Here is an 8,344-nt window from a genome sequence, read left to right as displayed (position 1 = left end):
CTACAGCGGACATGACCATGGAAAGCGACCACCGACTATCTTGAAATGTCTCGGCCTGTCGGCGGGACACTCTTATCATCAGGGACATGACCAAAGAATGGGCGAAGATGTTGACGACACTTGCGAGCGCGCCGACGGCCAGTTGAACCAACATCCCCAACGTCCGTTGCCCGACAGCCCTCCAGCAAAGCATAGAGATAACGGCGAGGGCCTAAACTGCCTACGTGATCGCATCCGAACTCTTGACTGAATAAGAAGCTCAATTCTTCAAGTTACTGGGCCAGGGGTCCGGGCACTGGTCGGCGATATCGACCAAGAAATGGCGGCAGCGTTTTTGACGCGCCTTGGCTTCGATTACGACTCTCAGATCGCGGTGCGACATCGAGCCCCGTGTTTCGTGGAGCGTCGCCCGACTAAGGCGATCCTCGGTTTCTACCGCGCCGAATGGCTTGTGATGGTCGTAACGTCGGTCGCGCTGGCGTCTTGGGTTGCGATTTAAGCACTATGATGGGATCGACACCATGGTGGCCGTCCGGCTTATCGGCACGCCGCAGCCCGGCTTTGCCCTGCACCGGCTGACCTAGGGCGGCGGCGATGAGGGGAGGTCGATGCGGAACGCTATGACCTCCGCATGACCCGGGTCCGGCGGGTGTAAGTGAGCCTCGCCTCTGAGCCAAAAGGGTTCAGAGCGTCAAGGTAGGCGTCACCTCGCTCGAAGATTCTCGGCCGATACCAATGGCCGCCGGGCCTGACTCAGGAGGTCTTTTCCGTGTTCCGGTTCGCTGATTCCGTGGACCGCGCCGCTCAGACCCGAACTGGTCAACGTTATGTGATCCCGGCCATTGCCCCAAAGCAATACATTAGGTTCGAAGCGGTCAATGATGGAGAATCTTGGATAGAAACCGCGCCGCCCGCTCGCTGGCGGGTTTGTCGAAGAAGTCGGCTGTGTTGGCGTCCTCTACAATCGCTCCCGCATCCATGAACAGCACGCGGTCGGCGACGCGGCGGGCGAAACCCATTTCGTGCGTGACGACGATCATCGTCATGCCCTCCTTGGCGAGCTCGGTCATGACATCGAGCACCTCGTTGATCATCTCGGGGTCGAGGGCAGAGGTCGGCTCGTCGAAGAGCATCGCGATCGGATCGAGCGCCAGTGCGCGGGCGATGGCGACGCGCTGCTGTTGGCCGCCGGAGAGCGTGGCCGGGAAGCGGTTGGCCTGGGCCTTGAGGCCGACGCGGTCGAGCAACTCGAGCGCGCGGGCGCGGGCGGCGTCCTCGCTGCGTTTCAGGACATGTCGCTGGGCCAGGCAGATGTTCTCGGTCACGTTCATATGAGGGTAGAGCTCGAAGGACTGGAAGACCATGCCGATGCGGGAGCGCAGCCTCGACAGGTTGGTCTTGGGATCGCCGACCGAGGTGCCGTCGACGGTGATCACACCCTTCTGGAAGGGCTCAAGCCCGTTGATGCATTTGATCAGCGTGCTCTTGCCGGAGCCCGAAGGGCCGCAGACCACAACGACCTCACCCTTCTCGATCTTGGTCGCGCAATCGTCGAGAACCTGGGTCGCCCCGTACCATTTGCTGACATGTTCCAGGGTGATCACCGGACAATCCTTCGTTCCAGCAGGCCGACAGCCTGCGAGGCGGTCCAGCAAATGACGAAAAAGACGACGGCGACGAGGATGTACATCTCGGTCAGCCGGTTATCGCGGCCGCCGATGAGGTCGGCCGCGGTGAGGAAGTCCCGGAGGCCGATGACGTAGACCAGCGAGGTACTCTTGAAGACATTGATCGATTGCATCAGCAGCACCGGCGTCATCGCCCGGACGGCCTGGGGCAGTACGACGAGCCGCATGCACTGAGCCTGGGTTAGGCCGCTGGCAAGCCCGGCCATGACCTGGCCGCGGCGGACGCCCTCAATGCCAGAGCGGATGATCTCGCAAAAATAGGCGCCCTCGAACAGGATGAAGCCGATCACAGCCGAGTAGAAGCCGCCGACGGGATGACCGACCGCGATCGGCACCAGGAAATAGAACCAGAATATCAGCAGCACGAGCGGCAGGGAGCGCAGCAGGTCGACATAGGCGCCAGCGATGAAACCGAGCACCCGTGAACGCGACAGGCGCATCACAGCGAGCACGACGCCGAGCGTGAGGCCGCCGATGATGCCCAGCGCGGTCAAGAGCAGCGTGACCTGCATGCCTTCCCAGAGCAAAGGCAGGGCGTTGACGATGACCTTGAAATCAAACGAGCCCATCAGCGCGCTCCCGTCCCGAGCGTGCCCGGCAGCCGCGCGCGCACCCCGACGCGCCGCATCAGGAATGCGATGAGGAAGCTGATCGTGGCATAGATCAGGCTGGCGGCCGCGAAGGCCTCGATCGACTGGTAGGTGTAGTCGGCGACGGCGCGGGTGCGGGCGGTGAGTTCCAGTACGCCGATGGTGAGCGCCAGCGAGGAGTTCTTGAAGACGTTGAGGAATTCGTTGGTCAGCGCCGGGATCGTCAGCCGGAAGGCGAGGGGCAGCAGGATCAGGCGGTAGACCTGGGACAGGGTCAGCCCGGTGGCAAGGCCGGCGCTGGCCTGGCCGCGGCCGGCGGCGCCGATGCCGGCGCGGACCTGCTCGGCGACGCGGCAGGCGGTGTAGAGACCGAGGCTGATCATCGCCATCGTGAGTTCGGGGTGGGGCAGGTCACGCTTCAGCCAGCGCCCCCAATCGCGCGGCAGCAGTTCCGGCAGTACGAAATAGAACAGGAATATCTGCACGAGCAGCGGAACATTGCGGAAGATCTCGACATAAGTCGCTCCAATGGCGCGGGCGACCGGCGAGGGCAGTGTGCGCATGGTGCCGATCACCGAGCCGAGCGCGAGCCCGATGGTCCAGGCGACGAGCGAGACGAGCACCGTCCAGCCGAGGCCGGTCAGGATCCAGCCGATATAGGGATCGGCGAACAGCACCGACCAGTTCCAGTTATAGCGCATGCGCGTCGTTTCAGGCCGTTAGCATGCCTTCGGAGCGAGTTGCGCCCGAATGGCGGGAGGAGAGGGCTTTTCAGCCGGGGAAGGCGACGGAGCGCTTTCCGGGTATGGACCCCGAAAGCGCTCCAGAGCAGTTCAATCCGGATAGTTCTGCATCGACATCAGCAGCTTTAGATCGGCACTCAGCGGCTGGCCGATGGTCGACATCCACTTGGTGTAGACCTGCTCCCACTCGCCGCTGCGGTAGAGGTTCGCGAGCACCTTGTTGCCGAGCGAGCGGAAGGCAGAATCGTCGCGGCGAATGACGATCGCATAGGGGTCGAAGGAGAGCAGGCGGCCGACGACGGCGTAGTCGGCGGGGTTCTTCGACTTGGCGATCAGGCCGTATTCGACGACCTCATCCGTCATGTGCGCGTCGGTGCGGTCGGTCTCCAGAGCGATCCAGCCCTGCGGCTGGTCCTTGGTCGAGAGGACCTTGATGCCGAGATTGAGCTTCTGATTGAGTTCGTTCAGCACCTTCTCGTTGGTCGTGCCCTGGTTGGCCGAGACGACCTTGCCCTTGAGATCCTCGATTTCCTTGATGCCGCTGTTCTTCTTCACCAGCAGGCGGTTGCCGGTGACGAACATGGTGTTGAGAAAGTCGACCTGCTGCTGGCGCGAGAAGGTGTTGGTCGTCGTGGCGCAGACAAGGTCGACGGTGCCGTTGACGAGCAACGGAGTACGGGTCTGTCCGTTTACGGCCTGGTACTTGACCGTGAGGCTGTCCATCTTCAGCTCTGCCTTTACCGCGTCGGCGATCTTGTTGCAGATGTCGATGGAGTAGCCCTGCGGTTTGCCGTCGGCGCCGAAATAGGCGAAGGGCGGCGAATCCTCGTTATGGCCGATGATGATCGTGCCGCTGTCCTTGATCTTCTTCAGCGTGCCGTAGAGCGCCTGGGCGGAGGCGCTTCCGGTGACGATGGCAAAAACGGCGCCAATTATGGCGCTGCCAATGGCGGTCTTCTTGAGCATGACACTCCCCTCTTCGTTCAAATCGTTTTGACGAGCTTGCGGCAGATCTCGGCTAGCGTCTCGTAGTCGCCGATCTCGTTGTAGGCGTGGGCAGAGACGCGCACCCAGATGCCGCTCGGATGCGCGTGGAGCGGCGCATCGGTGGCAAATTCATCAAGGAGGCGGCCGCGCAGCGCGGTGGCGCGGTCCTTGGTGAAGGGGCCGGTCTCGATTGGCAGCCGGACCATGGCCATGGCCGTCTCGTGCCCGGCATTGCCATAGGTGCTGCCGAGACGCTCGGCGAGTAGTTCGCCGGCTTGGCAGGCGAGGCCGATGTTGCGCTGGCGCAGCGCCTTGCCGCCGAGGCGCTCGTGGAAGGCGAGTGCCGCCTCGACGGCGAGCTGGGCGGTGGCGTCGYGCGTGCCGGTCCAGTCGAATTCGGTAAGGTAGCCGCCCCGGAAGCCGTGCGAGATCGTGGTCGGGTGCAGGCCGGCCTGCCGGTCGCTGCGGGTCCAGAGGAAGGCGCAACCCTTCGGGGCCGCGAGCCATTTATGGCAGTTGCCGACATAGTAGTCGGGGTCGATGGCGCTCAGGTCGACCTCGACCTGGCCCGGGCCGTGTGCGCCGTCGACCAGCAGGGGCACGCCAGCCCCGCGGCACGCGCGGGCGATCTCGGCGACAGGCAGGACGAGTGCGCTCGGCGAGGTGACGTGGTCGATGATCGCGATGCGGGTCCGCGCCGTCAGGCCTGCGATGAAGCGTCCGGCGAAGCCCATTGGGTTGGCTTCGGGAAACGGCAGTTCCGCCACGACGATGCGGGCGCCGCTGCGCTCGGCGACGTAGCGGGCGGTGTTGGCGACGGCGCCATAGGCCTGGCCGTGCAGCAGGATCTCGTCGCCGGGCTTGAGGTCGAGCGAGCGCAGGACGGCGTTGCAGCCGGTGGTGGCGTTGTCGACAAAGATGACGTCCTGGCCCTCGGCATTGAGGAAGGCGGCCAGAGCGGTGGCGCTCGCCCGCAGCGCCTTGGGCAGGATGCCGCGCATGAAGAAGCTCGGTTGCTCCTCCATTTTGTCGCGCCAAGCGGCCTGCGCCGCGAGCACGACCTTCGGGGTCGCGCCGAAGGCGCCGTGATTGACGGTCAGCTTGGACCAGTCAAGCGGCCATTCATGGCGAATGGCCTGGCCGAGGGCGATCGAAGAGGCGCCGTGCATGTCAGGAGGTTCTCGTCAGTGCGGTGGCCTGATGGCCGGCGAGGGAGAGATTAACAGCAGCCTCGGCATGGAGCGCTGTTGTGTCGAACACAGGCAGGTCGCTATCGGCCTGCGAGAGCAGCAGGTCGAGCTCGGTACAGCCGAGAATGACGCCATCGGCACCACGTGTACGGGCCACTTCTATGATGGCGCGGCAGCGCGCCTTGGAGGCGGGCTCGACCACACCCTGGCAGAGCTCGCGATAGATGATGTCGTGGACGGCGCGCTCGTCCTCCGGCTCGGGCCGGATCAGGTCGAGCCCGTGCCGCTCGAGCATGCGGCCGCGATAGAACGGCTCTTCCAAGGTGAAGCGCGTTGCCAGCAGCAGCGGGCGGCGGCTCGGCGTGCGCTTGATCGCAGCTGCGGCAATGTCGGCGATATGGATGATCGGGATCGAGATCGCGGCGGCGACCTCGTCGGCGAGTTTGTGCATGGTATTGGTGCAGATCACCAACATGTCGGCGCCGGCGCGTTCGAGCGCGCTTGCGCCCTCGATCATGATCCGCAGCAGTGCCTGCCAGTCGCCAGCAGCCTGCTTGGCAGCGACATCCTGAAACTCCGCCGACCAGAGTACGACCTTGGCCGAATGCAGCCCGCCTAGGCGGGCGCGCACGCCCTCGTTGATGAGTTTATAGTAGACGGCCGAGCTTTCCCAACTCATGCCGCCAAGCAGTCCGATTGTCTGCATAGACCCGCCTTTTAGGAGACGATGCAATGACGCTGGTTAGCCCCGCAAGTTGATTGTATGKCAGACAATCACATTTGAAACGAATGCGTCACTCCGAAGCGAGCATGTGGTTTCCAGAACTCGAACCCGGTCGGCCGGTCTACCGCGCCATCGCGGAGGCCATTGCGCAGGACGTTGCGCGAGGCCGCCTCGCCACCGGCGACAAGCTGCCGCCCCAGCGCGATCTGGCAAGGGCGCTCGCGCTCAACCTGTCGAGCGTGACCAAGGCCTACAAGCTCGCCTTTGAGCTCGGGCTGGTCAATGGCGAGACCGGGCGTGGCACCTTCATCCGGGCCGGCGATGCTTCGCGCATCCCATGGCCCTCGGGCGAGAACAGCGTCAGCATCGACTTCGCCTCAAACTTCCCGATGCCGCTCGATCCGTCCGAGGACGTGGTGAAGCTCTGTCAGGATATGGCGCGCTACGATGTCGGTGAGCGGCTATTCGAGTATGTGGCGCGCGGTGCGGTTAATGATGACCTCTCGCCGGCGGCGCTCTGGCTGGAGGGGCTCGGCGTGCCCACCCGGCAGGACGGCATCCTGCTGACTTCGGGCGCGATCAACGGCGTCTTCGCGTGCTTGCTGGCGCTGGCCAAGGCGGGCGAGACCGTGCTGTGCGAGGAGCTGACCTCGCCTGGTTTGGTCAGTTGCGCGCGGATGATGGGCCTGAAGCTCGTCGGCGTGCCGATGGACCGCGACGGCATGAAGATCGACGCCTTCGAGCGTATTGCAACCGAGACCGGCGCGCGCCTCGCCGTGCTCAACCCGACCCTGCACAATCCGACGCTGACCGACCTTTCGCCCGAGCGACGCGAGCGCCTTGCCGCCTTCGCGCTGCGTTCGGGGATCATGATCGTCGAGGACGAGGTCTATGCGCCGCTGCTCGGCACGCCTCCCAGGCCGCTCGCGGCGCTGGCGCCGGACGCCGTCTGYTACGTCACGAGCTTCTMCAAGGCGGTGCTGCCCGGCCTGCGCATCGGCTACATCTCTGCGCCACCGTTAATCGCCGAGCGGCTGCGCAACGCCATCCGGGTGAGTACCTGGATGCCGTCGCCGATGCTGGCGAGCCTGGCCTCGCGCTGGGTCAAGGACGACACGGCGACGCGGCTGATCGCCAAGCGGCGCGCAGCCGGGCGGGAGCGGATCGATCTGGCGCGGCGGGTGTTGCGCGGGCACGCGCTGGCCTCGCGCGATGACGGCCTGCATGTCTGGCTCAGCCTGCCGCAGCCTTGGCGCGGCGACGAGTTCGCGACCTATGCCAGAGCGCGCGGGCTGACGGTGATGCCGTCGCAGGATCTTGCCGCGAACTCGACGAGCGGCGTTCAGGCGCTTCGCCTGAGTCTAGGTGCTGAGCCCAGCCTAGAACGTCTCGAACAAGGGCTTTCGCGGATCGACCGTATCTTGCGCGGGCGGGAATGAGCGACTTCCTTGCAGGTCTATTTCAGCAAGTACTGAAGCGGCGTCATCATCGACTTCGGCTCGACCTCCTGGATGGCGGGCCAGGGCGGCATGGTCGCCTATACGGCCAGCAAATCGGGCGTGATCGGCCTGACGCGCTCGCTGGCGCGAGATTACGGTCCCTACAATATTCGTGTGAACGCGATTGCGCCCGGCTGGATCATGACAGAGCGCCAGATCGAGAAATGGCTGACGCCGGAGAGCGAGGCCGAGTTGATGCAGAGGCAATGCCTTAAGCGCAGATTGGCTCCGGGCGAACTGGCGAAATTCACAGTATTCCTCGCCTCGGACGAGGCGTCAGCATGTACCGCGCAGCATTATATCGTGGACGGGGGATGGGTCTAGGCTGTAGGGCCCGGACTCGTGTGGCCGGGTTGTTTTGAGGCGTCCGATGCGCCGGAGCATGTTGACGCCTGCATTTGCTACGGCGAAGGGCTCCGGGAGCAATCGCAATTCGTAGGGTTGCTCAAGGCGTGATTTGTTCAACTGATCGGCGGCGCTGGCGGCGGCCCGCATCTGTTCGTCCCGCCCCGGTCCCGTCGCTCCGCCCTCTCTCACCCATCTGCATCGTCTGCGCGCCATGGCGTACTGGTGTACTGGAAAGCCTTGGCCGGTGTCGCCGCTAACGTGACGACGCCAAGATGCGACCACTTCTTGGTATTGGTGATCGCCACAAAGCAGCGCGACTTCGCCTCGGACCTCTTTACCGGTGCGATCCTGGGGGAATAGATCCCCTGCAATCGACGTTTTCAACAAAATGCGAATCGGCTGTTGACACCCGAAACTTGGTTCGCCTAAACACTGCTCATCGAGACGGCGCCGCCGCTGGCGGGGCCGCTCTACTGCGCTTCATGAGAGCTTCGGGCCTTGTAGCCGAGAGATCGGTTGGCCTGCTTGTCTTTGTTAGACGCACCGCTGTTTGAAAACTGAAGACAGAAAGAGAA

Annotated in this window: 7 protein-coding genes and 1 pseudogene; 2 read left to right on the top strand and 6 right to left on the bottom strand. The window is 64.0% G+C overall.

The features are described 5' to 3' along the window. Nucleotides 1-875: 875 nt before the first annotated feature. The 6 genes from AC1D34_RS29855 to AC1D34_RS29830 all read right to left on the bottom strand — a co-directional run bounded on the left by AC1D34_RS29855 (nt 876) and on the right by AC1D34_RS29830 (nt 5,904). A complete protein-coding gene (locus AC1D34_RS29855; RefSeq protein WP_441509019.1) occupies nt 876-1,604 on the bottom strand; it encodes an amino acid ABC transporter ATP-binding protein in 729 nt (242 codons plus the stop codon). Then, complete coding sequence (locus AC1D34_RS29850; RefSeq protein WP_441509024.1) at nt 1,601-2,260, bottom strand: amino acid ABC transporter permease; 660 nt, start codon at nt 2,258-2,260, stop codon at nt 1,601-1,603. The genes AC1D34_RS29855 and AC1D34_RS29850 overlap by 4 nt, the downstream gene beginning before the upstream one ends. Next, nucleotides 2,257-2,979: an amino acid ABC transporter permease gene (locus AC1D34_RS29845; protein WP_441509018.1), complete on the bottom strand. Its 723-nt coding sequence runs from the start codon at nt 2,977-2,979 to the stop codon at nt 2,257-2,259. The genes AC1D34_RS29850 and AC1D34_RS29845 overlap by 4 nt, the downstream gene beginning before the upstream one ends. Nucleotides 2,980-3,111: 132 nt before the next feature. Then, a complete protein-coding gene (locus tag AC1D34_RS29840) occupies nt 3,112-3,987 on the bottom strand; it encodes an amino acid ABC transporter substrate-binding protein (RefSeq protein WP_441509017.1) in 876 nt (291 codons plus the stop codon). A 17-nt stretch (nt 3,988-4,004) separates the two neighbouring features. Further along, nucleotides 4,005-5,177, bottom strand: a complete 1,173-nt coding sequence (locus AC1D34_RS29835; protein WP_476826154.1) for an aminotransferase class V-fold PLP-dependent enzyme — start codon at nt 5,175-5,177, stop codon at nt 4,005-4,007. A gap of 1 nt (nt 5,178) precedes the next feature. Beyond that, nucleotides 5,179-5,904 (bottom strand): aspartate/glutamate racemase family protein, encoded by a 726-nt coding sequence (locus tag AC1D34_RS29830; protein ID WP_441509015.1) that lies wholly within the window; start codon nt 5,902-5,904, stop codon nt 5,179-5,181. Nucleotides 5,905-6,008: 104 nt separating this feature from the next. Here AC1D34_RS29830 and AC1D34_RS29825 point away from each other — a divergent pair, with 104 nt between their 5' ends. Both AC1D34_RS29825 and AC1D34_RS29820 read left to right on the top strand, forming a co-directional pair. Further along, nucleotides 6,009-7,361 carry an aminotransferase-like domain-containing protein gene (locus AC1D34_RS29825; RefSeq protein WP_476826153.1) on the top strand — a complete coding sequence of 451 codons (1,353 nt, stop codon included), beginning with the start codon at nt 6,009-6,011 and terminating at the stop codon, nt 7,359-7,361. A 36-nt stretch (nt 7,362-7,397) separates the two neighbouring features. After that, nucleotides 7,398-7,745 (top strand): annotated as a pseudogene (locus AC1D34_RS29820) (SDR family NAD(P)-dependent oxidoreductase); the annotation flags it as partial. Between the last annotated feature and the right edge of the window lie 599 nt (nt 7,746-8,344).

The organism is Allobosea sp. P1_A7 (genome assembly GCF_056406775.1).
Note: the sequence above shows the minus strand (reverse complement) of the source record. Positions and strands in the feature narration are given on the sequence as shown.